Here is a 26,153-nt window from a genome sequence, read left to right as displayed (position 1 = left end):
GTTATCGAGAACTTCTTCGGTATCTTAAAGTCTGAATTTCTATACCTAAAAGAATTTGAGGACATCGAACACTTCAAGCAAGAACTTGAACAATATATTGATTACTACAATCACACACGTATAAAGACGAAACTAAAAGGCATGAGTCCGATACAATATCGAACTCATGCCTCGAAAGCTGTCTAATAAATACCGTGTCTAACTTAAGGGGGTCACTTCACTTCTCGGCTGTTTTTTTATTCATATTCCTCAACAATTTCTTTCACAGTAAAAGATAGTGCATGGTAGACGTATAAGCAGGTCATCAAAGCAGGATAGCCGAATCTTGTTCCATCTTCAGCGGGCACAAGTGGTTTTTTAAGCCGGAAATCAATATGGACATCACAATGCTCTTCAATTACTGACAGCTCCTTTTGTGCAGGCCCCACTCCAACAATGGGCGTACCTTGGGTGTACAGTTCTTTTACAAGGGATTGGATCTCCGGATCTTCTTGATCTGAATAAAATAGCAGCACCCTGTCACTTAGATAAAGTAAGCTGCGCTCCTTTTGATCCTGCGGCAGCACTTTTGCACCGGGAAATGGCTCCTTGCTTTCGGATGCCTCTAAGGCCACAGCAGCTAGCTCATTCTGTCCATGGAAATAAACAGCATGTCCACTGATTACGGCTTGAGCAAGAAGGCGTGCGCCCTCTTCAATCGCTTCTGTTTGTTTTTCTCCGATACGTGAAAAAATACTTGATAACTGGGTTGTGAATATTTTTAACAAGACTCATTTCCTCCTTCGGTCAAATCATTTTATAATGAATATAAAGAGAATATTAGGAAAAATGCTCAGAAAATGTAGTAAAGTAAACTATTATAATTAAAGGAAATGTGAAAATCAAACAGAATTATTTAACAACTGCTCTTTTTATGGCGAAAAACGAAAGCAATGGGGTGTAACAGATGAATGAGAAAATTTTAATTGTCGATGATCAGTACGGTATTCGAATCTTACTGAATGAAGTGTTTCATAAAGAAGGCTATCAAACCTTCCAAGCGGCCAATGGATTACAGGCGTTAGATATTGTGAAAAACCATAGACCGAACCTTGTTCTGCTAGATATGAAAATTCCCGGAATGGACGGGATTGAGATTTTAAAACGGATGAAATTAATTGATGAAGACATTCGCGTGATCATTATGACAGCCTATGGCGAACTAGACATGATTCAAGAATCCAAAGAACTTGGCGCATTGACGCACTTCGCAAAACCATTCGATATTGATGAAATCCGAGATGCAGTCAAAGAATATTTGCCGCTTGAAACAAATGGTTAGATGGAAATGATTGAATCAAGTCATTCTATTGCCGATTTGTCGAATAATTGGTATTCTAGATAAGAAGAAGAAAGCGATCTGACTTTGAAAGTTTACATATGGCGAGAAAATCTGGTCATGCTAGGGTAGAGAGCTTTTTTTAGTAAGCAAATTAGCTACATAGGGAGGATTTTTCATCATGCCTTTAGTTTCAATGACAGAAATGTTGAAAGATGCAAAGGAAAAAGGTTACGCTGTTGGACAGTTTAACTTAAATAATTTAGAATTCACACAAGCGATTTTACAAGCTGCTGAAGAAGAGAAATCTCCAGTTATCTTAGGAGTATCTGAAGGAGCAGGACGCTATATGGGCGGCTTCAAAACAGTTGTCGCAATGGTTAAAGCGTTAATCGAAGAATATAATGTAACAGTTCCTGTTGCGATTCATTTAGATCACGGTTCAAGCTTTGAATCTTGTGCAAAAGCGATTCATGCAGGATTTACTTCTGTCATGATCGATGCTTCTCACCATCCATTTGATGAGAACGTGGCAACAACTGCAAAAGTAGTTGAGCTTGCACATTTCCACGGTGTATCTGTAGAAGCTGAGCTTGGAACTGTTGGTGGACAAGAAGATGACGTCATCGCTGAGGGTGTTATTTATGCTGATCCAAAAGAGTGTCAAGAGCTTGTAGAACGTACTGGCATTGACTGCCTTGCACCTGCTCTAGGTTCAGTACATGGTCCATACAAAGGTGAACCAAACCTTGGTTTCACCGAAATGGAAGAAATTGGAAAATCAGCAGGTCTTCCACTTGTTCTTCATGGCGGAACAGGTATCCCGACTGCTGACATTAAGCGTGCAATATCACTTGGTACAGCAAAAATTAATGTAAACACTGAAAACCAAATTGCTTCTGCGAAAGCAGTTCGCGACACACTTGCTGCAAAAACAGAAGAGTATGATCCACGTAAATATCTTGGACCAGCTCGTGACGCAATTAAAGAAACTGTTATCGGCAAAATGCGTGAATTTGGTTCTTCTAACCAAGCATAATTTGATGAGAACCGAAAGCCGCCTGATTCACAGGCGGTTTTCTCCATATCTTGAGAAAGCGCAATTCAATTTACATGTCAGACAATTTATTGATAGGAGAGAGGCACGGTTATGTTATTTTTCGTAGATACAGCGAATATCGAAGACATCAAAGAGGCACACGAGTTTGGCATATTAGCAGGCGTCACAACAAACCCTAGTTTAGTAGCGAAAGAAAAGGGTGTATCATTTCATGATCGTCTTCGTGAAATCACTAACGTGGTGTCAGGTTCTGTCAGCGCGGAAGTCATTTCTCTAAAAGCCGAGGAAATGATTGAAGAAGGAAAAGAGCTTGCTGCTATTGCACCAAATATCACGGTGAAAGTTCCAATGACAACTGATGGACTAAAAGCAGTCAAAGCCCTAACAGACCTTGGTATTAAAACAAACGTCACATTGATCTTCAATTCAAATCAGGCACTGCTTGCAGCAAGAGCGGGTGCGACGTATGTTTCTCCATTCCTTGGTCGTTTAGATGACATCGGCCACAATGGTCTTGATCTCATTAGCGAAGTGAAAACCATTTTTGATGTTCATGGATTAGATACACAAATTATTGCTGCATCCATTCGTCACCCTCAGCATGTGACAGAAGCTGCGATTAGAGGTGCTCATATCGGCACAATGCCGCTGAAAGTCATCAAGCAACTGACAAAACACCCATTAACGGATGCAGGCATTGAGCAATTTTTAGCAGACTGGAATAAATAAGCGAGTGGCAGGCGGAAAACCCTTCCGTTTGCCGCAGTTTTCCTAAAAAACGCTAAGAAATGTTTTGTGTAAAGAAGAGAACATCACAGCCTCGCAAAGCTTCGATTATTTTTCTTCCGACAAATTTTGTTTAACCTGTATTCTTTCTCTTGATATTGGCTAAATTTTGGACAAGACCTTTTAAAGCGCGACATCCACAAACAGTATAACTCCAACAGTGATCTTCTTAAGAAGGGAGACAAATATGGAAAAGTTAAACATTGCCGGTGGTGACCTCTTGTGTGGGACCGTACATATTAGTGGTGCGAAAAATAGTGCTGTGGCACTGATTCCTGCCACGATTCTCGCTAATTCTCCAGTAACTATTGAGGGCCTTCCGCATATTTCAGATATTGACACGTTACGAGATCTGTTAGAAGAAATTGGCGGGAAGGTGACATTTGAAAAAGGTGAAATGGTTGTCAATCCTTCAACAATGATCAGTATGCCGCTTCCTAATGGGAAAGTCAAAAAATTGCGTGCGTCCTATTACTTAATGGGGGCGATGCTAGGCAGGTTCAAACAGGCTGTTATTGGTTTGCCAGGAGGATGTCACTTAGGTCCTAGACCGATTGACCAACATATAAAAGGCTTTGAAGCACTTGGAGCTGAGGTGACAAACGAGCAGGGTGCCATTTATTTGCGTGCTGAAAAATTAGTCGGAGCACGTATTTACCTTGATGTTGTGAGTGTAGGTGCGACCATTAATATTATGCTGGCGGCCGTGTTGGCCAAAGGCAAAACAGTGATTGAAAATGCCGCAAAAGAGCCCGAAATTATTGATGTAGCGACACTGCTTGCAAGCATGGGAGCTAAAATCAAAGGTGCGGGCACTGATGTGATTCGGATCGAGGGTGTAGAATCTCTTCATGGCTGCAAGCATTCAATTATTCCTGATCGCATAGAAGCAGGTACGTTTTTAATTGCTGGTGCAGCGATGGGAGATGAAGTTGTACTTGATAATGTGATCCCAACTCATTTAGAATCAATTACGGCGAAACTTAGAGAGATGGGGTTCACCATTGAAACGAGTAACGATCAGATGCTAATTGTTGGCAGGAACGAAGGACTCAAGCCTGTCGATTTCAAAACCCTTGTGTACCCTGGCTTTCCGACTGACCTTCAGCAGCCGATGACGGCCTTATTAACAAAAGCGAAAGGCACAAGTGTTGTCACAGATACGATCTACTCTGCCCGCTTTAAACACATTGACGAATTGCGTCGAATGGGTGCAAATATGAAGGTGGAAGGGAGATCTGCCATTATTGCCGGACAAACTAAGCTCCAAGGGGCAAAGGTAAAAGCAAGTGATTTGCGTGCAGGTGCGTGTCTCGTTGTCGCTGGGTTAATGGCAGACGGTGTGACCGAAGTCACAGGGCTTGAACATATAGACAGAGGATATAGTATGCTTGAGGAGAAGCTAGAAGGCTTGGGTGCAACCATCTGGCGTAAAAAGCTCAGTGACCAAGAAATAGAAGAACTTCAAAATTCATAAGGCTTGACTGCGAGAGGAGATTTGGACGAAAATGGAAAGAAGTTTATCGATGGAACTAGTACGCGTGACAGAAGCAGCCGCATTAAAATCTGCCCGTTGGATGGGGAGAGGGAAGAAAGACGAAGCAGATGATGCTGCAACAAGTGCAATGCGTGATGTATTTGACACCATTCCGATGAAGGGAACAGTGGTCATCGGCGAAGGGGAAATGGACGAAGCACCAATGCTTTATATCGGGGAAAAGCTTGGGAACGGATATGGACCTCGCGTGGATGTCGCTGTTGATCCATTGGAAGGAACAAATATTGTGGCAAGCGGCGGCTGGAATGCCTTAGCTGTCATCGCTGTTGCTGATCATGGTAACTTGCTAAATGCACCTGATATGTACATGGATAAGATCGCAGTAGGTCCAGAAGCGGTAGGCTGCATCGACATTGAAGCGCCTGTCATTGATAATCTTCGCGCTGTTGCAAAAGCGAAAAACAAAGATATTGAAGATGTTGTTGCGACGATTTTAAACAGAGATCGACATGAGAAAATTATTGCTGAGCTGAGAGAAGCAGGAGCAAGAATTAAATTGATCGACGATGGTGACGTCGCAGGAGCCATTAATACAGCATTTGATCACACTGGTGTTGATATTCTATTTGGTTCAGGCGGAGCACCTGAGGGTGTCCTTTCTGCTGTTGCGTTAAAGGCACTTGGTGGTGAAATCCACGGTAAGCTTCTTCCTCAAAGTGAAGAAGAGCTGAGACGCTGTGAGAAGATGGGGCTGGATGTTGGAAAAGTCCTGAGAATGGAAGACCTCGTGAAAGGAGACGACGCCATTTTTGCAGCGACAGGTGTAACGGACGGAGAGTTATTAAAAGGTGTTCAATTCAAAGGCTCTGTTGGAACAACACATAGTGTTGTCATGCGTGCGAAATCTGGTACTGTTCGATTCGTCGATGGCAGACACAGCTTAAAGAAAAAACCGAATCTTGTCATTCTTCCGTAATCAGAAAGCGGGTATTCATTACCCGCTTTTATAGGTGTCAAATGTATATCATTTTCTTTTTAAAGTTGAATATTCTCTGCAAATGAGGTAAAACTAAAGAGTGCTGCGAAATTTTCTGCGAATTTACTTCTTTTAAGCTTCAACAAGTTTAAATACTGCCGCACAATGACAATATATTCATTATCCTTCTCTATGTTGAAAAAGCTCTATTTCACCTTGTTTCTATCTTCCATGATATAACGAGTGGGAGCGTTAGTTACCATGAGAGTGAGGTCATTCCAACAAAAAACGGAATTAAAAGCTAATCAAATACAATGGTCATGCATTTGTAATGAAATACATTGACTAGAAAAGTGTGGTGTCCATATTGAAAGATGTTTCGATATCATCTTTGGAAAATATGAAATTAAAAGAGCTGTATGAGTTAGCAAAACGTTATAAAATCTCTTATTACAGCAAACTAACAAAAAAAGAATTAATCTTTGCAATCTTAAAGGCAAATGCAGAGCAAGAGGATCTCTTATTTATGGAAGGGGTTCTGGAAATTATTCAGTCTGAGGGATTTGGTTTTTTAAGACCAATTAACTACTCCCCAAGTTCTGAAGATATTTATATTTCTGCTTCACAAATCAGACGCTTTGATTTACGAAATGGAGATAAGGTGTCAGGAAAGGTACGACCTCCAAAAGAGAATGAACGCTACTATGGCCTCCTTCATGTAGAAGCAGTAAATGGGGATGACCCAGAGTCAGCAAAGGAACGTGTTCACTTTCCTGCACTTACACCGCTATTCCCAGATCGCCAAATGATTCTTGAAACACAGCCAAATCACCTGTCTACTAGAATTATGGATATGATGGCACCAGTTGGGTTTGGACAGCGTGGATTAATCGTTGCGCCGCCTAAGGCAGGGAAAACCATTTTGCTAAAAGAAATTGCCAACAGCATTTCAGAAAATCATCCAGAGGCAGAACTAATTGTGCTTCTGATTGACGAACGCCCAGAGGAAGTAACAGATATCGAACGTTCTGTTGCAGGAGATGTTGTTAGTTCAACCTTTGACGAAGTACCGGAAAACCACATTAAAGTAGCAGAGCTTGTATTAGAGCGTGCAATGCGACTTGTTGAACATAAAAAAGATGTCATAATCTTAATGGACAGCATCACAAGGCTTGCCCGTGCATACAATCTTGTCATTCCACCAAGTGGAAGAACACTATCTGGCGGGATTGATCCAGCCGCTTTCCATCGTCCAAAACGTTTCTTCGGTGCTGCGCGTAACATTGAGGAAGGTGGAAGCCTGACCATTTTAGCCACAGCACTTGTTGATACAGGGTCACGTATGGATGATGTAATTTATGAGGAGTTTAAAGGAACTGGAAACATGGAACTCCATTTGGACCGCTCACTTGCAGATAGAAGAATTTTCCCAGCGATCGACATTCGTCGTTCTGGTACAAGAAAAGAAGAACTCCTTGTGCCAAAAGAGCATCTTGACCGTCTATGGGCGATGAGAAAATCGATGTCTGATACACCTGACTTCGCTGAGAAGTTCATGCGCAAAATGCGAAAAACAAAGACAAACCAAGAATTTTTCGATATTTTAACGCAAGAATGGAAACATGCGAATATGTCTGCATCAAGAAGGTAGCTTCCTGAAAAAATACATTTGCAATCATAGACTCACACTGTTATAATTTCATCATGTGCGTTTCAGAACTTATTCTGAGATATTAACTCTGTTTCCGAATTGGATTCAGGGCGGAAGGAGATGACAGTAGATGAAAACAGGAATTCATCCTAACTACAAAAAAGCTACAGTCAAATGCGCTTGTGGAAATGAGTTTGAAACTGGATCAGTAAAAGAAGAGGTACGCATTGAGATTTGCTCTGAATGCCATCCTTTCTATACAGGCCGTCAAAAATTCGCTTCTGCTGATGGACGTGTTGACCGCTTTAACAAAAAATACGGTCTTAAGTAATAATAGATACAATAAACAGGCAGGAATCCGTTCTTGCCTGTTTTTTTACGTGGATTGATGGAATTTTAAAACGGGGGAGAAGACCTTATGTATGTGATGAAACAAAGCGGTTGGCTTGAAGTCATCTGCGGTAGTATGTTTTCTGGAAAGTCGGAAGAATTGATTCGGAGAGCCAAAAGAGCCACCTTTGCCAAACAAGAAGTGAAAATATTCAAACCAGCAATTGATAATCGATATAGCACAAGCTCAGTTGTATCACACAACGGTTTATCAGTAGATGGAATTGCAGTAGCCTCACCAAAAGACATAATAACGCACATATCAGAAAAAACAGATGTCATTGGCATTGATGAGGTGCAATTTTTTGATGAGACAATCATTGATATTGTCACTCAATTGGCCGATAAAGGCTACCGAGTCATTGTTGCAGGCCTTGATCAAGACTTCAGAGGAGAGCCATTTGGTGTTGTTCCTCATTTAATGGCATCTGGAGAGCTTGTAACAAAACTTCAAGCAGTTTGTTCGGTATGCGGCTCCTCAGCGAGTAGAACACAACGATTGATCGACGGTAAACCCGCATCCTATGATGATCCCATTATTTTAGTAGGTGCGCAGGAATCATACGAAGCACGCTGCAGACATCACCATGAAGTACCAAAGCTTGATGTTGGTAAAACACTTGACAATTAAAGAAATAGTAAATGATGCTATGATTTGTTTTTCTAAATTTTGGCTGAACCTTAAATAACACTAAGGAAAAATACGCTTGCGTTTTGGCATAAGCAGGCATAAAATGACTAACTGTAGTGTAGTAAAGCATTTCAACGAAAGTTTGATTTCTTGTCGTATTTTTTTGGTTAAGGATTTTTCTCCTTAATCATTCTTTTGAATAATATTTAACCTTATTTAAGGAAGAGGGTATTTTTGATGAACAACGTGAAGAAGACAAAAGAAGGGTATCTCGAAACCAATTTGACAGGTAAAGATGTATTATCGATTCCAACGTTGAACAAAGGCGTTGCTTTCTCTGAAGAAGAAAGACAAGAGCTTGGCCTAGAAGGATTGCTTCCACCAACTGTTCTCACATTAGAACAACAAGCGGAAAGAGCGTACAAGCAATTTCTTGCTCAGCCAGATCGTCTTCGTCAAAACGTATACTTAAATGATTTACAAAACCGTAACGAAGTGTTGTTTTACAAGCTTTTAACAGACAAGCTTCGTGAAATGCTTCCTGTTGTCTACACACCAACTGTTGGTGAAGCGATTCAAGAATACAGCCATGAATACAGAAGACCTCATGGTGTCTATCTTACAATCGACAACATCGACGGCATTGAGAAAGCATTTGAAAACTTGCATGCAACAGCAGGCGACATTGACCTCATCGTTGCAACTGACTCTGAGAGTATTCTTGGAATTGGTGACTGGGGTGTTGGTGGTATTAACATCGCGATTGGTAAATTGGCTGTTTACACTGCAGCAGCAGGTATTGATCCAAGCCGTGTTATTCCAGTTGTATTAGATGTTGGAACAAACAATGAAAAACTATTGAATGATCCATTATACATCGGTAACCATCACAAACGTGTACAAGGTGAAAAATACGAAGAGTTCATTGATGCTTATGTTAAAGCAGCACTTAAATTCTTCCCGAAAGCGTTGCTTCACTGGGAAGACCTCGGAAACAAAAATGCACGTAACATCATGAAAAAATACAACGACAACATCCTAACGTTCAACGACGATATTCAAGGTACTGGTGCCATTACTTTAGCGGGAGTTCTTGCTGCTGTCAAAAAAACTGGTACTCAATTGAAAGATCACCGTGTTGTCATCTTCGGAGCTGGATCAGCTGGTATCGGAATCGCAGATCAAATGCGTGACACAATGGTACTTGAAGGTTGTCTGACTGAAGAAGAAGCAAACAATGCATTCTGGACATTAGACTACAGAGGGTTGTTAACAGACCAATTTGAAGCTGAAGTGCTTGATTTCCAAAAACCGTACCTTCGTACATCTGATGAAGTGAAGGGCTGGGCACGTGATGAAAAAGGACAAATCTCATTTGCAGAAACAGTGCGACAAGTAAAGCCAACGATCCTTATCGGGACATCAGGTCAAGGCGGCGCATTTACTGAAGAGATCATTAAAGAAATGGCAGTTCATACAGAACGTCCTGTTATCATGCCAATGTCTAACCCAACACCACTTGCTGAGGCAGTGCCAGAGGATCTATTCAAATGGACAGACGGCCGTGCACTTGTTGCAACAGGTAGCCCATTCGAAAACGTTGAGTACAGCGGAATTGAACATGAAATTGGACAATCAAACAATGCATTTGTTTTCCCTGGACTTGGTCTAGGTTCTATCGTAACGGAATCAAAAATCATCACAAAAGGCATGTTCGTCGCTTCTGCGAATGCGATTGCTGAAATGGTTGACCATGATAAACCAGGAGCTGGTCTCCTTCCAAGCATTGATAAATTACAAGAGGTGTCAATCCAAGTGGCGATTGAAGTTGCGAAAGCAGCGATTGAAGATGGAGTTGCAAGAAAAACACCTGATAATATTGAACAAGCTGTGAAAGACGCAATGTGGATTCCTAAATATAAAAAAATTGTAAGAGCATATTAAAATGTGTAATGCGGCATTGTTTAGGATCATCTAAGCAATGCCGCAATCAAAAGAATAGTAAGATGGACTTTTTAATCGTTGAAACTGCACTTTTGTGAAAAAAGAAAACAAAGATCGCATGTTGCGCATCTCAATTAATCAGAAAGCAGCGGATCCTCACGCGGAAAGATTCTCCTTTCCATACGGCCAGAAACCGTTGAGTTCAGTTTTTCACACAGCAAGGAACTCACGGCGGTATGCACGTTACCGTTGAGCCAGATAGTAAAAATGGGCCAAACTCCGCTCTCTCAAGCTAGTATTAGGTATTATTCATGGGGTATTTATTTTTCAAAAAAACAGTTTTTACTAGATTTTTTGTACTTTGTTATTATACTATTTTTATTGACATTACTTGCTGCTGTTACAGAAGCATTCATAACGCCTTATTTACTGAACAAATTAACATTTGGACTCTTATGTTTAATAAAAAGCAGATAGATAAATTACTGGACGATCATACAGAAGAAGAACAAAAAGAAACGAAAAGTAAAGTTAATACTTCATTTATAATAGTATTTTATTTCTCGATACTACTATCAATCTGTACTTTCTTTTTTGATTATAGATATTTTTTGATTACTTTGTTTGGCCCGACCATTTTAGTCATATCCCCACCTTTACAATTAAAAAAAGGTATTTATAGAATTTTTTCAGCCCTATATTTAATACTTTTATTTACAGTTACTTTCTTTTGGCTAAATTAAGTGAAGAAAAACTCGAACTGATTGCCGGCATCGCGGGTTTAGCAACTTCCAAAAATAAACAAAGATGACGTGCTTGCCATTCTCCGTATTTCCATACTGTTGAATAACAAATTGTTCTATGTGAAAATATGAAATTAACCATAAAATCCTTCTCGGAAATGGAATTGCACTTACCATATAATATAGTTGAAAGGCTGCCTAGCGAGGCAGCCTTTCTTAGCGAAACGAATGAAATAGAGGGAAGAGTACACGCTTCTTTTTGATCTCAGGGTGTGCGATTTTCTTCTCTTCTTCTACTTGTGACGATTGTTTCAATGTTGTAGTGAGGCGTTCAAGTTTAGTCGTTAAATCTTCAATTTCTCTTCGGTGCTGAAGCAACTGATAGGACACACATTCATCTGCCTTTTTGGCCAGTTTTCGTTCAAGCCCTTGTAAACGTTCTTCAACATGAGCGACTTGTGATTGCTGCTGAAGGAGCTTCTTCACTTGTCCTTCTAAAGCTTCAAGCCGTTGTGTAGCAGCGGTAGTTTCTACAGCGGGTGATAACTGCTGAACCGTCTCCTCATGGATGGACATTTTAATGTCCTGAAGGAATACGCCTTCATTCATTTGGTGTTTGACCTCTTTAAGTAGCTTTACAATGTCTTCATGAAATTCATAATGTCCAAGTTCATTCCGGGCGACAGGAATGTTGAGCTTCTTGACCCAACGATGAATCGTTTTTGAAGAGACACCAATTTCCTTAGCAACCTCATTTGTATTCAAACCAAATGCCCTCCCTTTTTTCAATTACAAGTATCATTCTCTTGAAGGAGGACATGTTCCTTCACGTTAGACAAAACAAGTAACCAATCGCCAAAGATCGTGTTTTCTAGCAAAAAAATGTAGCGACATCATTGTTTTGGAAATTTTTTTTGACTGTCATACCCCTCTATACTATAATTAGACTGTTACGCACAAAACAGAGGTGAAGGCCATGTTAGACCGTTTAAAATCAATCGAAGAACGCTATGAAAAGCTAAATGAATATTTAAGTGATCCTGAAGTGGTAAACGATCCTAACAAGCTTCGTGAATATTCAAAGGAACAATCAGATATTCAAGAAACTGTTGAGGTATATAGACAATATCGTGCAGCTTACGACCAGCTGAATGATGCGAAAGCGATGCTAGAAGAGAAGCTGGATTTCGACATGCGCGACATGGTCAAGGAAGAAATTTCAGAGCTCACAGAGGAAACGGACCGTTTAGAAGACGGGCTGAAAATCCTGTTGATTCCAAAAGATCCGAATGACGATAAGAACGTTATTGTTGAGGTTCGTGGTGCAGCAGGTGGAGAAGAGGCTGCTCTTTTTGCAGGAAACCTTTACCGTATGTACAGTCGTTATGCTGAAATGCAAGGCTGGAAAACGGAAGTCATGGAAGCAAGTATCACTGGAACGGGCGGTTATAAAGAGATCATCTTTATGATCAGCGGGAAAGGCGCTTATTCCAAATTAAAGTTTGAAAATGGCGCACATCGCGTGCAGCGTGTCCCCGAAACAGAATCAGGCGGACGAATTCATACATCGACTGCGACAGTGGCTGTATTACCTGAGGCAGAGGAAGTTGAAATTGATATTCACGAAAAAGATATTCGTGTCGATACGTTTGCATCAAGCGGACCCGGTGGGCAGAGTGTAAACACAACCATGTCTGCTGTTCGATTAACTCACCTTCCAACAGGTGTTGTTGTTTCCTGTCAGGATGAAAAGTCGCAAATCAAAAACAAAGAAAAAGCAATGAAAGTGTTACGTGCTAGAATTTATGATAAATTCCAGCGTGAAGCACAAGCTGAATATGATCAAACACGTAAATCTGCTGTTGGAACAGGGGATCGATCGGAGCGTATCCGTACGTACAATTTTCCGCAAAACCGTGTAACAGATCACCGCATTGGGTTGACGATTCAAAAGCTTGATCAGATTTTAGAAGGAAAACTTGACGAGGTCATAGATGCATTAATTATGGAAGACCAAGCAAGAAAGCTTCAAAATGAAAAATAATCAACGAACGATTTTCGAAGCCCTTAAATGGGCTTCTTCTTTGTTAACGGAAGCGGGCAGAGACCAAAATGCAGCAAAACTTCTTCTGATGCATGTGCTTGGGTGGAGCAGAAGTGAACTTCTTGCACGTTTTCATGATCCGCTGCCAGAGGCGCAAGATCGACTGTTCAGCGAGTTTGTCACACAGCATGAGCTTGGCGTGCCTGTTCAGCATTTAACGGGTGTTGAATTTTTTTATGGCCGTCCTTTTGAGGTGAACAAACATGTTCTCATTCCTCGTCCTGAAACAGAAGAAGTCGTTCTGGCGGCGTTGAATATGGTGAATGAAGTATTTCCGCATGATCTGCCGCTGACAGCAGTTGACGTTGGCACAGGAAGCGGAGCAATCGCTATTACGTTAGCTCTTGAAAAAGAATCTTTATCTGTCATAGCGACTGATATCTCACGTGATGCTCTGGCGGTAGCGAAGCGGAATCAAGAAGCGCTAGGTGCAGACGTTCATTTTTTACATGGAGATTTACTTGAACCTATCGTGGATCATGGCATCAAAGTGGATTTGTTTATTTCCAATCCACCCTATATTGCAGTAGAAGAAATGGACAGTCTATCAGAGGTTGTCACAAAGCATGAACCAGTCAATGCGCTGACTGACGGACGTGATGGGCTATGGTTTTATCAGCGGCTCGTTCGTGATCTCCACAACGTATTAAATAAGCAAGCGGTCGTTGTCTTTGAAATTGGACACACGCAAGCACAAGATGTAAAAGCCCTTCTCGTGCAGGCATTCCCTACAGCTAATGTTCGCATCGTAAAAGACATTAACGGAAAGGACCGAGCTGTTTGCGTACACATTCAAAACGGAAGTCCGGCTGAATAAAGTCGGACTATTTTATTATGTAAAGATGAAACTTATGGTAAAAGAGAAACGTATATACATAAGAATGAACATTCTGATCATGATGTTTTTACATAAATTTGTTTTGAAGGAGCGAATGGTGTGAACAGAAGGTATGCGATGGTGTTGGTCATCGTCGGTGTACTATTGATTGTGAGTGCTTGCGGTAAACCTAGCTTTAAAAAAGAGGCAGCAGCATTTGGAGAAAGCTATAAAAAAGCACAATACACAGTGAATCGAACGGATGACCTATCTGACATGAAGGAGAAGTTAAAGTATTATTTAACCGAGCATGAATATCAGGAATATACACAAGACAGCATGTTCCCAAGTGTTTTAGAAGCAGCTGAGGATCAAGATTGTCAAATTGAGCTGAAGAATATTACGTTTACGCCTTCTGATGAAAGTGATGACAGAATTGAATTTGATTATGAAATGACGATTCAATTTATTGATCAAAAAGGAAAGGTCAAAAAAGAAATCGAGAAAAAAGGGCAAATGACGGTCATCCAAACAGAATCAGGTTTAAAAATCAGCCGAGATTGGGACGGGAGACTATATCCCTCTGACTACCAATCCTCACTCCAAAGTCGTTCTGAAATGGAACGGCTTTTTTCATTTGACTCATAATCTATTAAAAAAATCATTTTTGCTGTTTAAGAGATAAATTTCCTGGACACAATGTTTGTAGCGAAGAAAAAAAGTGGGGGAGAACACAACATGTTCAAAAGTAAAATGATAATTTGTCTTTATATATTCCTATTATTATGTGGGGCTTTTGCAAACCTTGGACGAGAGGAGACAGCGACTGCTTCTGCAAACCAGCCTGTTGTGATACCAGATGAAGCGATTCGTTTACGCATTTTAGCGAATAGTGATCGTTCAGCGGATCAAGATGTGAAAAGAAGCATTCGTGATGAGGTCAATGCCAATATCACTGAGTGGGTCAAAGACCTGACATCCATTGATGAAGCGAGACATGTCATTCGTTCAAAGCTACCTGAAATCAATCGTATCGCCAAAACAAAATTGAAAGAACAACATATTGATCAATCGGTATCGGTCAATTTTCAAAAAGCTTCTTTTCCAACAAAGCTTTATGGAAATTTCGTCTATCCTGCTGGGAAATATGAAGCCATTTTGATTACGTTAGGAGAAGGGGATGGAGCCAATTGGTGGTGTGTGTTATTCCCACCTCTTTGCTTTATCGACTTTTCAAATGGAGAAGCCATTGCATCGCCAGAAGGGGATGATGAAGCCAAGGGGGCAGAGCAGCAAACAGATGAGTCTGTGAATGAAGTGGTGAAAGAAGAGAAAGAAGAGAAAGAAGAGAAAGAAGAGACTGGAGAAGTGAAGTTCTTTCTGTTCGAATGGGTCTCTAGTCTTTTCTCTTAAAACAATTGGTATAAATCTGTTTTTGCCTCATAGAGTTGAAGTAAGAGATCAAAAAGAGGTGAAAGCATGTATTATCAATTAAGAATGGCCACAGAAGAAGATGTCCCAGCTATCAATGCTTTTCTTGAAAAAGGACAAGCCAAGGGCGGGGTGACGATTGCAGAGCGTACGGCATTTGTTGTCATGGAAGATGCTGACGGGAAGCTGGCAGGAAGCTTAGGCCTTGAACAGCTCAATGAACATGAGGGGTTACTCAGGTCACTTGTCATATCAGATAAACTCGGTCAGGGACACATTGTTTCTTTGTTTCAAAGTGTACATACATTGGGGGAAAAACGAGGTGTGGATACCTTTTATGTCGTAGCCAACCATTCGTCCTCACATGATTTTTTAGCATTAATGGGTTTCTCACTATTAGAAGAAATTCCGGATAGCGTGTGGGTATCTACACATGCAAAGGAGTCACTGGGGAAAAAACAGGCTGTGGTGCTGCAAAAAAAGAGTAGTTAATCAAACAAACGGATTTATACACATACTTATCCACTGTTAAACAAGCGTTATCCACAAATTGTGGATAACGCTTGTTTTATTGAGCATCATCTTTTATACTTTCAAAAGGATAATTGAGATATATCAACAGTTTTATCTTTTTTAAAAGGAGTTTGTCTGATGTTAAATACAAAAAGATGGTCTGTGGATTTAAAAAAGGATTTATCTACATACTATCCACAAATTGAACAAGCAGCCTTGCTGTTGCAGCAAAACGAAGTTGTCGCTTTCCCGACAGAGACTGTTTATGGACTAGGGGCAAATGCGAAAGAGACAGAGGCCGTTATGAAAATTTATGAAGCGAAAGGGCGTCCAAGTGATAATCCGTTGATTGTCCACATTGCGGAAGTTCAACAGCTTCATGAATTTGCGCTAATAGAAAATGAAAAAGCGAAGGCGTTGATGGCTGCTTTTTGGCCAGGTGACTTAACCATTGTTCTCCCATGTAAGCCGGGCACTTTATCAAAGCAGGTCACAGCAGGTTTATCCACAGTTGGCGTGAGAATGCCCGATCATTCCATTGCGCTTGAACTCATCCGTGTAGCTGGACTGCCAATTGCCGCACCAAGTGCCAATCGGTCGGGGAAACCTTCTCCGACACAAGCTGACCATGTAGCAAGTGATCTGGATGGAAGAATTGCTGGAATTGTCGATGGCGGTTCCACTTGTATTGGCGTGGAATCAACTGTTGTATCCTGTGTAGACGAGATTCCAGTGATCTTAAGGCCGGGCGGTTTGACAAAAGAAGCGTTAGAAGAGGTAGTAGGGACAGTCAGAGTCGACCCAGGGTTAACGAAAAAGCACGAGGCGCCAGTATCTCCAGGGATGAAATACACACATTATGCACCTGAAGCGCATATGTATATTTTTCATGGAAGTGATGAAGAGATGCAGCGTCACATTCAGAAGTATCAGGCTGAGGGTCAAAAAGTTGGTGTGCTGACAACCGAAGAAAAGAAAACGTTGTTTACGGCAGATGTTGTTTATAGCTGTGGATGGAGAGAAAAGCCTGAAACCGTCGCTGCAAACTTATATCGTGTGCTTAGACAATTTGATGTAACGGATGTAGACTTGATCATTTCAGAAGCCTTTTCAGAGCAGGGCGTTGGTGCTGCGATTATGAACCGTCTTCAAAAAGCTTCAGGAGGGCGTACACTCTCTTCGTTCAACTAGTTCTAACCTTTTTTGGACAAACATAGGTTAAAGGAGAATGCGTGTCCAAGGGGGAATTACATGAATGAACTAGCTGGCGAATTGCTTACGCTCAGTATCATGGCTTTTGCACTTGGGATGGATGCCTTTTCGGTTGGACTTGGCATGGGGATGATTCGGCTGAGATTCCGCCAGATTATTTATATTGGACTTGTAATTGGAATATTTCATATGCTTATGCCGCTTGTTGGCATGCTGACAGGTCAGCCTTTATCTGGGTGGCTCGGTCTCCTTTCAACCTATATCGGTGGAGCGCTGCTTTTAGTGCTAGGGGTGCAAATGATCATTTCCTCTATCCGAAAAGAGGATGAACCATTTATTGCGCCTGTTGGGGCCCGTCTCGTCCTTTTTGCGACAAGTGTGAGCTTAGACAGTTTCTCTGTTGGTTTAAGTCTAGGGATTTATGGATCTCGGGTGTTGATGACCATTTTATTGTTTGGCTTTTTTAGTATGATGCTTACATGGATCGGATTATTACTTGGTAAACAGGTTCATTCATGGGTCGGTTCATATAGCGGGGCGCTTGGCGGTCTCATTTTACTAGCCTTTGGTCTCAAATTAATATTTCCGCTATAGACAGTCTCCTTACATAGTAGAATGAAATCCTATATAATAGAAGAAAAGGAGGGCGAAAGATGAATATCTTATTTGTTTGTACTGGGAATACATGCAGAAGTCCGATGGCTCAAGCCCTTTTTGCTTCGATTGCTAATGAAAAAGGTTTGAGAGTAACTGTAAAATCTGCGGGTATCTTTGTCTCTGGTGCAGGAAAGGCTTCTCCACAAGCGGTCGAAGCATTATTTGAGAAAAGCATTCCACTCAATCACTCATCGTCAAAACTGACAGAAAATCTCCTTCACGAAGCCGATTATGTCTTTACCATGACAATTCAGCATAAACAGTTGATTGTCGAGCAATTTGCAGATGCACAAGAGAAGATTTTCACATTAAAGGAATTTGCGACAGGGACAGAAGGTGATGTATCTGATCCTTTTGGAGGAAGTCTTTCCATTTACCAGGAAACACGTGATGAACTAGAAGCATTGCTGTATCAGCTTGCTGAGAAATTTAAACAGGATAGGACATCCTCATAAATGGACAACCTGTTAAACCGTTGCGTAAACGGTTTTTCTGCTTTTGTTTGCAAATGACTAGGCAGAGGTTAAAATATAACTGTGAATAAAAGATTGAATGGAAGACACGAAAGATCAACTCACCCTTAGGAGGAATTGCGCGATGAAAGTAGCCATTGCATCCGATCACGGCGGAACGAAGATTCGTGAAGAAATCAAACAACTGATGGATGAATTAAAGATTGAATACATTGATATGGGTTGTGAATGTGGATCAGGTTCTGTAGACTACCCAGATTATGCTTTTCCTGTGGCCGATATGGTGGCAAACGGAGAAGTCGACCGTGGCATTTTAATTTGCGGGACAGGCATTGGCATGAGCATTTCAGCTAATAAAGTGAAAGGCATTCGCTGTGCACTAGCACATGATACGTTTAGCGCGAAGGCAACTAGAGAACATAATGATACAAACGTTCTTGCAATGGGAGAACGTGTGATTGGACCGGGATTGGCAAGAGAAATCGCACACATTTGGCTAGCGACAGAATTTACTGCAGGACGCCATGCTGTGCGGATTGGTAAAATCGCTGATTATGAAGAAAAGCATCTATAAGGAGCGCTTAACATGAACATTGGTCAAGAATGGCTTGAAATGTTAAAAGAGTTTCACCAAACAGTCGAACTGCGTGAGGGACAGAGCTTAGTGATTGGCTGCAGTACGTCGGAAGTCGCTGGGGAACATATAGGTACAGCAGGAAGTGATCAAATTGCTGAAGCGATCTATCAAGAGCTGAATCAGCTAAGGCAAGAGACCGGAATTGAGCTGGCATTCCAATGCTGCGAGCATCTGAATCGTGCCCTCGTCGTTGAGGAAGAGGTGGCTTGTCGCCTTCAATTAGAGATTGTGGCAGCGGTCCCTGTTTGTAAGGCGGGTGGTTCTATGGCAGCTTATGCGTATCAGCAAATGGAACACCCTGTGTTAGTTGAATCCATTGAGGCGCATGCAGGAATTGATATCGGCGATACATTGATCGGAATGCACTTAAAGCGAGTAGCTGTTCCTGTCCGCCTCAGTCGTCATCAATTAGGACAAGCACATGTGTCGTTTGCGAAAACACGTCCGAAGCTGATTGGCGGAGAACGGGCGGTTTATACAAGTTCATAGCTCGGATATATTTCTAATATAATGTTGAATGATAAAGACGATTTACCACTTGAATATTCGGTTTTTCATAAAAAAGAAGTCGATTTACCAAAAAAAATTTTACATTTTACTCAAAAACCGTGTACAATGAGATGGTGAAAACATCGAATGGAAATAGATTGGAGAGGATTTCGCTGATGAAACATTTACCTGAGCAAGACGCACAAGTATTCAAAGCAATTCAACTAGAGCGGAAACGCCAGCAGGACAAAATCGAATTAATTGCATCAGAAAACTTTGTAAGCGAAGCAGTCATGGAAGCACAGGGTTCTGTCTTAACAAACAAATATGCTGAGGGCTACCCTGGAAAACGCTATTATGGTGGCTGTGAACATGTAGACGTTGTAGAAGATATCGCACGTGATCGCGCAAAAGAGATTTTTGGTGCTGAGTATGTGAACGTACAGCCTCACTCGGGTGCTCAAGCGAATATGGCCGTTTACTTTACGATTCTTGAGCACGGCGATACAGTGCTAGGCATGAACTTATCTCATGGTGGGCATTTAACACACGGAAGCCCTGTGAACTTTAGCGGGGTACAGTACAACTTTGTGGAATATGGTGTAGATAAAGAAACGCAGCATATTGACTATCAAGATGTACTTGAAAAAGCACGCGAGCATAAGCCGAAACTAATCGTTGCAGGTGCGAGTGCATACCCACGTCAAATTGACTTCAAAAAGTTCCGTGAAATTGCTGATGAAGTCGGTGCTTACTTTATGGTCGACATGGCTCACATTGCCGGTCTTGTTGCAGTAGGTCTTCATCCAAACCCAGTTCCTTACGCAGATTTTGTGACAACAACAACACACAAAACATTACGCGGACCTCGCGGCGGAATGATCCTATGCCGTGAAGAGTTTGGTAAAAAGATCGACAAATCGATCTTCCCTGGTATTCAAGGTGGGCCACTGATGCATGTCATCTCTGCAAAAGCTGTTTCTTTCGGTGAAGTATTGAACGGAGATTTCAAAACATATGCACAAAACGTGATTGATAACGCAAAACAACTAGCCGAAACACTTTTATCTGAAGACATTCAGCTTGTATCTGGTGGAACAGATAACCATCTTGTTCTTATCGACTTGCGCTCTCTTGGCATTACAGGAAAAATTGCAGAAAACATTCTTGATGAAATTGGTATCACAGTGAATAAAAATGCGATTCCTTATGATCCAGAGAAGCCATTCGTCACAAGTGGTGTACGTGTAGGTACAGCCGCAGTGACAAGCCGCGGATTCGATCAAAAAGCAATGAAGGAAGTTGGTTCCATTATTGCGCTTGCTCTTAAACATCATGAAGATGAAGAGAAATTAGCAGAGGCGAAAAAGCGTGTGTCTGATCTGACTGCTCGTTTCCCTCTATATAAAGAATTAGATTATTAAAAAGTAGACCCATTTGCCTGTTTTTGGCATGTGGGTTTTTTTGTGGGATTTGCGAATCATATTGAAAGATGGTGTCTTTTTATGTAGAATTGTAAGAAGTGTGCAAAGTTCACCGGAAGATGACAGAAAAGGAGTTGTACCTAGCAGTGGCAAAGGTTTATGTATTTGATCACCCGCTTATTCAGCACAAACTTACATATATTCGTGACGTTCATACAGGAACAAAAGAATTTAGAGAGCTAGTGGATGAAGTCGCCACGTTAATGGCATTTGAAATCACAAGAGACTTACCGCTTGAAGAGGTGGATGTAGAAACACCTGTACAAGTAGCTAAATCAAACGTGATCTCAGGGAAAAAACTCGGTGTTGTGCCAATTTTAAGAGCAGGTCTTGGAATGGTAGACGGGATTTTGAAACTCATTCCAGCTGCTAAAGTGGGACATGTCGGTTTATATCGTGATCCAAAGACATTAAAGCCTGTTGAATATTATGTGAAGCTTCCATCTGATGTGGAAGAGCGTGAGTTTATCGTAGTAGACCCAATGCTTGCAACTGGTGGATCGGCAGTTGAAGCGTTAAACAGCCTGAAAAAACGCGGTGCGAAAAACATTCGCTTCATGTGTCTGATTGCTGCCCCTGAAGGTGTTGAAGAAATGCAAAAACATCATCCAGATGTTGACATCTACATTGCAGCATTAGATGAGAAATTGAACGAGAAAGGTTACATCATCCCAGGCCTTGGTGATGCTGGTGACCGTATGTATGGAACAAAATAAGATTATGTATATAGAAGCCCACATGCAAACATGCATGCGGGGCTTTTTTTGAAAAATATGAGAAACGGTTGATATCGTATTTAAAAAAATCATGTATACTTAACATTAACATTTTTTCAATGAAAGTCACATCTCTCCTAAAGTTTGATGAAATTGTGAACATTTTGTGTGCTCTATCCGTATAGAAAAGTTTTTTAACTTTTAACCGATTGACACATCATAGACGCTATTGTATGCTAAACGAGGGTATTATGGTAAGGTTTTCATAGCCTATAGCACTCTACTAATCCTCATTGTGAACCCTTTAATTATCGGGGTTTGTATCAGCGAATGAAGCAGAATCCCACAGATCTAAAGATTACAAGTCTGATTGTGCAATTAGACCGATGGGTGATTGATTTTTTTCGACAGGACGGCTTATCATAAGCGTCTTCTACGCATTTTTCATCACCATTTATCACCTTTTTTACAATATTTTTCATCAGGAGTCAGATGAATGAACGATCCAAATGCGATTTTCCGCAGACAGAGTAAACATATGTTTTATCTATTGGCAATTTTTGTGTTTGGCTATGCCATGCCTGGTTTTAAACCACTGTTTCTTGGTTTGATTATCGGCACAATTTTTGCTTTCTTTAATTTATTCCTACTTATACGGAGAATGCATGCTTTTGATCGGGCGGTTAAAAAAGGAAAATCCATTCGTTCAATGGGAAGTACAGCCAGATGGGCCAACGCGATTCTTGCAGTAGCGATTGCTTGGCGCTACCCTAATGAAGTTCATCTGGCAGGCGTTGTTATAGGATTAATGACAATATATCCTGTCATTATGATAGATTCCTTTATTCAACTTAAACGTTCTACTATGGAAGAGAGGTGAATACTCTTTGGGTCACAGTTCAAAAACGACAGAATTTTTAGGGTTAACGTTCAACTTATCCAATATTCTTATGATTACGATTGCTAGTATCATCGTTCTTCTCATAGCGGTGCTGACTACTCGTGTTCTGTCTATACGTCCGACAAAGGCGCAGAACTTCATGGAATGGATTGTTGATTTTGTTCGAAATATCATAGGTAGTTCGATGGATATGAAAACAGGAGCCCCATTTCTAGCGCTTGGCGTTACATTACTCATGTACATATTTGTTTCAAACATGCTTGGACTGCCATTCTCGATTACGGTCGATCACAACTTGTGGTGGAAATCGCCAACAGCAGATCCTGCAATCACAATGACACTAGCGATTATGGTCATGGGATTGACCCATTACTACGGTGTGAAGGCAAAAGGAGTTAAGGGATATACGAAAGACTTCTTAAAACCAATCCCCTTATTGCTCCCACTGAAAATCATTGAAGAATTTGCAAACACGTTAACGCTTGGTTTGCGTCTTTATGGAAATATTTTCGCTGGAGAGATTCTTCTTGGTTTGCTTGCAGGACTTGCGACCAATTTCTATTCGCAAAACATTGCGATTGGAATTATTGGTACATTAGGCGCCATCGTGCCGATGATTGTATGGCAGGCATTCAGTTTGTTTGTCGGAACAATTCAGGCATTTATCTTCACTATGCTGACAATGGTTTACATTTCCCATAAAGTCAGCGACGAACACTAAAAATTTGAGAGTCCAAAAAGGACGTTAATTTAAAGGAGGAGCTTTTTAATGAATTTAATAGCAGCAGCAATTGCAATCGGTTTGGGAGCACTAGGAGCAGGTATTGGTAACGGTTTAATCGTATCTAAAACAGTTGAAGGAATCGCTCGTCAGCCAGAAGCTGGTAGAGAACTAAGAACACTTATGTTCATCGGGGTTGCTTTAGTTGAAGCACTTCCAATTATCGCTGTCGTTATCGCATTCTTGGCATTCTTTGGTTAATATGTGAGAAGCGTTCTAATATGAATTTTAATGGCGAAGATCAGATTAGTTCGAAACTTCGCCATTCCTTTATGTTTTGTTTCTTAACATATTATTTAAAGAAGGGAGTTGCCGTACGGAATGTCTCAGTTACCAGTGGTTTTAGGAGCAGGAGGCTTAAGCCTCAATGCAGGGGATATTTTATTCCAGCTTATTGCGATGCTCATCCTGCTTGCACTTTTAAAGAAATTTGCGCTTAAACCTTTATTAGGGATTATGAAACAGCGTGAAGATTATATTGGAAATGAAATTTCAAGTGCTGAACAAAAGCATGTTGAAGCTGAAAAGCTTCTTGAAGAACAACGTGTCTTATTGAAAGAAGCACGCGAAGAATCACATACACTCATCGAAAATGCGAAAAAGCTTGGTGAGAAACAAAAAGAAGACATCATTCAAGCAGCACGTCAAGAGTCAGAGCGCTTGAAAGAGTCTGCTAGAACTGAAATCGTGAAAGAAAAAGAACAAGCTGTGGCTGCGCTGCGTGAGCAGGTTGCATCATTATCTGTGTTAATTGCATCTAAAGTGATTGAAAAAGAACTTGATGAGCAAGCACAAGAGAAATTGATCCAAGAGTACCTTAAAGAGGCAGGCGAAAGCCGATGAGCGTGACTATTGTCTCTAAGCGTTACGCTTCTGCTCTTTTTGACATCGTTCTTGCTTCTTCGGCAGTAGACGAAACTGAAAAAGAGCTGAATGAGATCAAAAAAGTTCTAAAGTCTGATCAAGAACTGAACGACTTTCTTGTTCATCCAAAGATTACGGCAGACAAAAAGAAACATTTGATTGCAGAAGCTTTCAAAGGTGTTTCAACTTACGTATTGTACACAATGTATTTACTGATTGACCGCGGACGCACGAATATTTTTCCTGAAATGACGTCTGAATTTGTGAAACTTGCAAACCGGACGAAACAAATAGACGATGCGATCGTGTATTCAGTTAAACCGCTTAGCGGGTCTGAAATTCAATCTTTATCTGAAGTATTTGCCAAAAAAGCCGGAGTCACATCACTGCGTGTTGAAAATGTGATTGACAAGGATCTAATAGGCGGAGTAAAAATCCGTATCGGAAACCGCATTTATGACGGCAGTGTGAGTGGAAAACTTTCCCGCATTGAACGTCAGCTTGCAGGCGAAAATCGTTAGAAGGGGTGAAACCTTAGTGAGTATCAAAGCTGAAGAGATTAGCGCACTGATAAAGCAGCAAATCCAAAACTATCAATCTGAAATTGAAGTAAAAGATGTCGGTACAGTCATTCAAGTAGGGGACGGTATCGCACGTGTTCATGGCCTTGACAACATTATGGCAGGAGAACTGGTTGAGTTCTCTAATGGTGTAATGGGTATGGCTCAAAACCTTGAAGAGTCTAACGTAGGTATCGTTATTTTAGGACCTTACAAAGATATCCGCGAAGGTGATGACGTAAAACGTACAGGTCGTATCATGGAGGTTCCAGTAGGTGAAGAGTTAATCGGACGTATTGTGAACCCACTTGGTCAGCCTGTTGATGGACTAGGTCCAATTTTAACAAGCAAAACACGTCCAATTGAAAGTGAAGCACCAGGCGTTATGGATCGTAAATCTGTACATGAGCCGCTTCAAACAGGAATTAAAGCCATTGATGCCTTGATTCCCATCGGACGCGGACAGCGTGAATTGATCATTGGTGACCGTCAAACAGGTAAGACATCTGTTGCAATTGATACGATCCTTAACCAAAAAGATCAAGACATGATCTGTATCTATGTAGCAATCGGGCAAAAAGAATCAACCGTTCGTGGTGTTGTTGAAACACTTCGTAAGCATGGTGCGCTTGATTACACAATCGTTGTCACAGCTTCGGCATCACAGCCAGCACCACTTCTTTATCTTGCTCCTTATGCGGGTGTAACGATGGGGGAGGAATTCATGTATAATGGCAAGCACGTACTTGTTGTTTATGATGACCTTTCTAAACAAGCGGCAGCTTACCGTGAGCTTTCATTATTGCTTCGTCGTCCTCCAGGTCGTGAGGCATTCCCTGGTGATGTTTTCTATCTTCACTCTCGTTTATTAGAACGTGCAGCGAAGCTTAGTGACGAAAAGGGTGGCGGTTCTATCACAGCATTGCCTTTCGTAGAAACGCAAGCTGGCGATATCTCTGCATATATCCCAACCAACGTGATTTCGATCACAGATGGACAGATCTTCTTACAATCTGACCTCTTCTTTTCAGGCGTACGTCCAGCGGTAAACGCAGGATTGTCTGTATCCCGTGTAGGTGGTTCTGCACAAATCAAAGCGATGAAAAAGGTAGCAGGTACACTTCGTCTGGATCTTGCTTCTTATCGTGAGCTTGAAGCCTTCGCTCAGTTTGGATCTGATCTAGATCAAGCGACTCAAGCGAAATTAAACCGTGGTGCTAGAACAGTTGAAGTCTTAAAACAAGACTTGAACAAACCGCTTAAAGTTGAAAAACAAGTAGCGATTCTTTATGCACTCACAAGAGGATATTTAGACGATGTAGCAATTGCTGATGTAAAACGTTTTGAAGCTGAGTTATTCTTGTACCTTGAAGAAAACCATAAAGAATTGTTTGATACAATCTCTCAAACAGGAAACATGCCTGCTGATGAAGAGTGGAATACAGCAATCGAAGGCTTTAAACGTACGTTTGCGCCAAGCAACTAATTAGTAATCTTTCCGAGAGAAAAAGATTCTC

At 41.2% G+C, this 26,153-nt stretch carries 30 protein-coding genes; 28 read left to right on the top strand and 2 right to left on the bottom strand.

Annotation, left to right across the window (positions count from 1 at the left end):
• A partial coding sequence (locus WAX46_RS06885) for an IS3 family transposase (protein ID WP_336493384.1) occupies positions 1–186 on the top strand: 186 nt, incomplete at its 5' end.
• A 50-nt stretch (positions 187–236) separates the two neighbouring features.
• Here WAX46_RS06885 and WAX46_RS06880 read toward each other — a convergent pair.
• Positions 237–767: a DUF2529 domain-containing protein gene (locus tag WAX46_RS06880; RefSeq protein WP_336493553.1), complete on the bottom strand. Its 531-nt coding sequence runs from the start codon at positions 765–767 to the stop codon at positions 237–239.
• Positions 768–946: 179 nt separating this feature from the next.
• Here WAX46_RS06880 and WAX46_RS06875 point away from each other — a divergent pair, with 179 nt between their 5' ends.
• From WAX46_RS06875 to malS, 9 genes are all read left to right on the top strand, one after another.
• Positions 947–1,321 (top strand): response regulator, encoded by a 375-nt coding sequence (locus tag WAX46_RS06875; RefSeq protein ID WP_003214681.1) that lies wholly within the window; start codon positions 947–949, stop codon positions 1,319–1,321.
• Positions 1,322–1,499: 178 nt separating this feature from the next.
• On the top strand, positions 1,500–2,357 hold the full coding sequence (locus WAX46_RS06870; protein ID WP_226566720.1) for a class II fructose-bisphosphate aldolase: 858 nt from the start codon (positions 1,500–1,502) through the stop codon (positions 2,355–2,357).
• A gap of 111 nt (positions 2,358–2,468) precedes the next feature.
• The gene (gene fsa, locus WAX46_RS06865; protein WP_336493552.1) at positions 2,469–3,107 is read left to right on the top strand and encodes a fructose-6-phosphate aldolase; all 639 of its coding nucleotides are present in this window, start codon (positions 2,469–2,471) and stop codon (positions 3,105–3,107) included.
• Between the two features lie 244 nt (positions 3,108–3,351).
• The gene (locus WAX46_RS06860; RefSeq protein ID WP_336493551.1) at positions 3,352–4,641 is read left to right on the top strand and encodes a UDP-N-acetylglucosamine 1-carboxyvinyltransferase; all 1,290 of its coding nucleotides are present in this window, start codon (positions 3,352–3,354) and stop codon (positions 4,639–4,641) included.
• A gap of 31 nt (positions 4,642–4,672) precedes the next feature.
• Positions 4,673–5,638, top strand: a complete 966-nt coding sequence (gene glpX, locus WAX46_RS06855; RefSeq protein ID WP_336493550.1) for a class II fructose-bisphosphatase — start codon at positions 4,673–4,675, stop codon at positions 5,636–5,638.
• Positions 5,639–6,005: 367 nt separating this feature from the next.
• Positions 6,006–7,289 carry a transcription termination factor Rho gene (gene rho / locus WAX46_RS06850; RefSeq protein WP_226566716.1) on the top strand — a complete coding sequence of 428 codons (1,284 nt, stop codon included), beginning with the start codon at positions 6,006–6,008 and terminating at the stop codon, positions 7,287–7,289.
• Positions 7,290–7,419: 130 nt separating this feature from the next.
• Positions 7,420–7,620 (top strand): 50S ribosomal protein L31, encoded by a 201-nt coding sequence (rpmE, locus tag WAX46_RS06845; protein WP_003215407.1) that lies wholly within the window; start codon positions 7,420–7,422, stop codon positions 7,618–7,620.
• 87 nt (positions 7,621–7,707) lie between these two features.
• Positions 7,708–8,310 (top strand): thymidine kinase, encoded by a 603-nt coding sequence (locus tag WAX46_RS06840; protein ID WP_226566715.1) that lies wholly within the window; start codon positions 7,708–7,710, stop codon positions 8,308–8,310.
• 237 nt (positions 8,311–8,547) lie between these two features.
• Positions 8,548–10,254 carry an oxaloacetate-decarboxylating malate dehydrogenase gene (gene malS, locus WAX46_RS06835; RefSeq protein WP_336493549.1) on the top strand — a complete coding sequence of 569 codons (1,707 nt, stop codon included), beginning with the start codon at positions 8,548–8,550 and terminating at the stop codon, positions 10,252–10,254.
• A 959-nt stretch (positions 10,255–11,213) separates the two neighbouring features.
• On the opposite strand, the gene racA is transcribed toward malS, so the two are convergent.
• Entirely contained in the window at positions 11,214–11,762 is a 549-nt protein-coding gene (gene racA, locus WAX46_RS06830) for a chromosome-anchoring protein RacA (protein ID WP_336493548.1), read from the bottom strand.
• Between the two features lie 211 nt (positions 11,763–11,973).
• Between racA and prfA the strand changes: the two genes are divergently transcribed.
• The 18 genes from prfA to atpA all read left to right on the top strand — a co-directional run bounded on the left by prfA (position 11,974) and on the right by atpA (position 26,122).
• Positions 11,974–13,041: a peptide chain release factor 1 gene (gene prfA / locus WAX46_RS06825; RefSeq protein ID WP_226566712.1), complete on the top strand. Its 1,068-nt coding sequence runs from the start codon at positions 11,974–11,976 to the stop codon at positions 13,039–13,041.
• On the top strand, positions 13,031–13,918 hold the full coding sequence (gene prmC / locus WAX46_RS06820) for a peptide chain release factor N(5)-glutamine methyltransferase (RefSeq protein ID WP_226566711.1): 888 nt from the start codon (positions 13,031–13,033) through the stop codon (positions 13,916–13,918). Before prfA ends, prmC begins: the two co-directional genes overlap by 11 nt.
• A gap of 138 nt (positions 13,919–14,056) precedes the next feature.
• On the top strand, positions 14,057–14,566 hold the full coding sequence (locus tag WAX46_RS06815) for a hypothetical protein (protein WP_264188612.1): 510 nt from the start codon (positions 14,057–14,059) through the stop codon (positions 14,564–14,566).
• Between the two features lie 90 nt (positions 14,567–14,656).
• The gene (spoIIR, locus tag WAX46_RS06810; RefSeq protein WP_336493547.1) at positions 14,657–15,331 is read left to right on the top strand and encodes a stage II sporulation protein R; all 675 of its coding nucleotides are present in this window, start codon (positions 14,657–14,659) and stop codon (positions 15,329–15,331) included.
• Between the two features lie 66 nt (positions 15,332–15,397).
• The gene (locus WAX46_RS06805; protein WP_336493546.1) at positions 15,398–15,841 is read left to right on the top strand and encodes a GNAT family N-acetyltransferase; all 444 of its coding nucleotides are present in this window, start codon (positions 15,398–15,400) and stop codon (positions 15,839–15,841) included.
• A 159-nt stretch (positions 15,842–16,000) separates the two neighbouring features.
• The gene (locus WAX46_RS06800) at positions 16,001–17,053 is read left to right on the top strand and encodes an L-threonylcarbamoyladenylate synthase (protein ID WP_226566707.1); all 1,053 of its coding nucleotides are present in this window, start codon (positions 16,001–16,003) and stop codon (positions 17,051–17,053) included.
• A gap of 60 nt (positions 17,054–17,113) precedes the next feature.
• Positions 17,114–17,668, top strand: a complete 555-nt coding sequence (locus WAX46_RS06795) for a manganese efflux pump MntP (RefSeq protein WP_226566706.1) — start codon at positions 17,114–17,116, stop codon at positions 17,666–17,668.
• A 59-nt stretch (positions 17,669–17,727) separates the two neighbouring features.
• Complete coding sequence (locus tag WAX46_RS06790) at positions 17,728–18,186, top strand: low molecular weight protein arginine phosphatase (protein ID WP_226566705.1); 459 nt, start codon at positions 17,728–17,730, stop codon at positions 18,184–18,186.
• A gap of 142 nt (positions 18,187–18,328) precedes the next feature.
• Positions 18,329–18,778, top strand: a complete 450-nt coding sequence (gene rpiB, locus WAX46_RS06785) for a ribose 5-phosphate isomerase B (protein WP_226566704.1) — start codon at positions 18,329–18,331, stop codon at positions 18,776–18,778.
• Positions 18,779–18,790: 12 nt separating this feature from the next.
• Positions 18,791–19,330, top strand: a complete 540-nt coding sequence (locus WAX46_RS06780) for a TIGR01440 family protein (protein ID WP_226566703.1) — start codon at positions 18,791–18,793, stop codon at positions 19,328–19,330.
• A gap of 176 nt (positions 19,331–19,506) precedes the next feature.
• On the top strand, positions 19,507–20,754 hold the full coding sequence (gene glyA, locus WAX46_RS06775; RefSeq protein WP_226566702.1) for a serine hydroxymethyltransferase: 1,248 nt from the start codon (positions 19,507–19,509) through the stop codon (positions 20,752–20,754).
• Positions 20,755–20,900: 146 nt separating this feature from the next.
• Positions 20,901–21,530 carry a uracil phosphoribosyltransferase gene (upp, locus tag WAX46_RS06770; RefSeq protein ID WP_003214553.1) on the top strand — a complete coding sequence of 210 codons (630 nt, stop codon included), beginning with the start codon at positions 20,901–20,903 and terminating at the stop codon, positions 21,528–21,530.
• Positions 21,531–22,026: 496 nt separating this feature from the next.
• Complete coding sequence (locus WAX46_RS06765) at positions 22,027–22,410, top strand: ATP synthase subunit I (RefSeq protein ID WP_336493545.1); 384 nt, start codon at positions 22,027–22,029, stop codon at positions 22,408–22,410.
• A gap of 7 nt (positions 22,411–22,417) precedes the next feature.
• The gene (atpB, locus tag WAX46_RS06760) at positions 22,418–23,152 is read left to right on the top strand and encodes a F0F1 ATP synthase subunit A (protein WP_336493544.1); all 735 of its coding nucleotides are present in this window, start codon (positions 22,418–22,420) and stop codon (positions 23,150–23,152) included.
• A gap of 48 nt (positions 23,153–23,200) precedes the next feature.
• On the top strand, positions 23,201–23,413 hold the full coding sequence (atpE, locus tag WAX46_RS06755) for a F0F1 ATP synthase subunit C (RefSeq protein ID WP_003214968.1): 213 nt from the start codon (positions 23,201–23,203) through the stop codon (positions 23,411–23,413).
• A gap of 120 nt (positions 23,414–23,533) precedes the next feature.
• Positions 23,534–24,055: a F0F1 ATP synthase subunit B gene (gene atpF / locus WAX46_RS06750; RefSeq protein ID WP_226566699.1), complete on the top strand. Its 522-nt coding sequence runs from the start codon at positions 23,534–23,536 to the stop codon at positions 24,053–24,055.
• Positions 24,052–24,597 (top strand): F0F1 ATP synthase subunit delta, encoded by a 546-nt coding sequence (locus WAX46_RS06745; protein ID WP_226566698.1) that lies wholly within the window; start codon positions 24,052–24,054, stop codon positions 24,595–24,597. Before atpF ends, WAX46_RS06745 begins: the two co-directional genes overlap by 4 nt.
• A 16-nt stretch (positions 24,598–24,613) precedes the next feature.
• Entirely contained in the window at positions 24,614–26,122 is a 1,509-nt protein-coding gene (gene atpA, locus WAX46_RS06740) for a F0F1 ATP synthase subunit alpha (protein ID WP_226566697.1), read from the top strand.
• Positions 26,123–26,153: the final 31 nt, after the last annotated feature.

The sequence above is a fragment of the Bacillus sp. FJAT-53060 genome (assembly GCF_037104745.1).
Taxonomy (GTDB): domain Bacteria; phylum Bacillota; class Bacilli; order Bacillales; family Bacillaceae; genus Bacillus; species Bacillus stratosphericus_B.
Note: the sequence above shows the minus strand (reverse complement) of the source record. Positions and strands in the feature narration are given on the sequence as shown.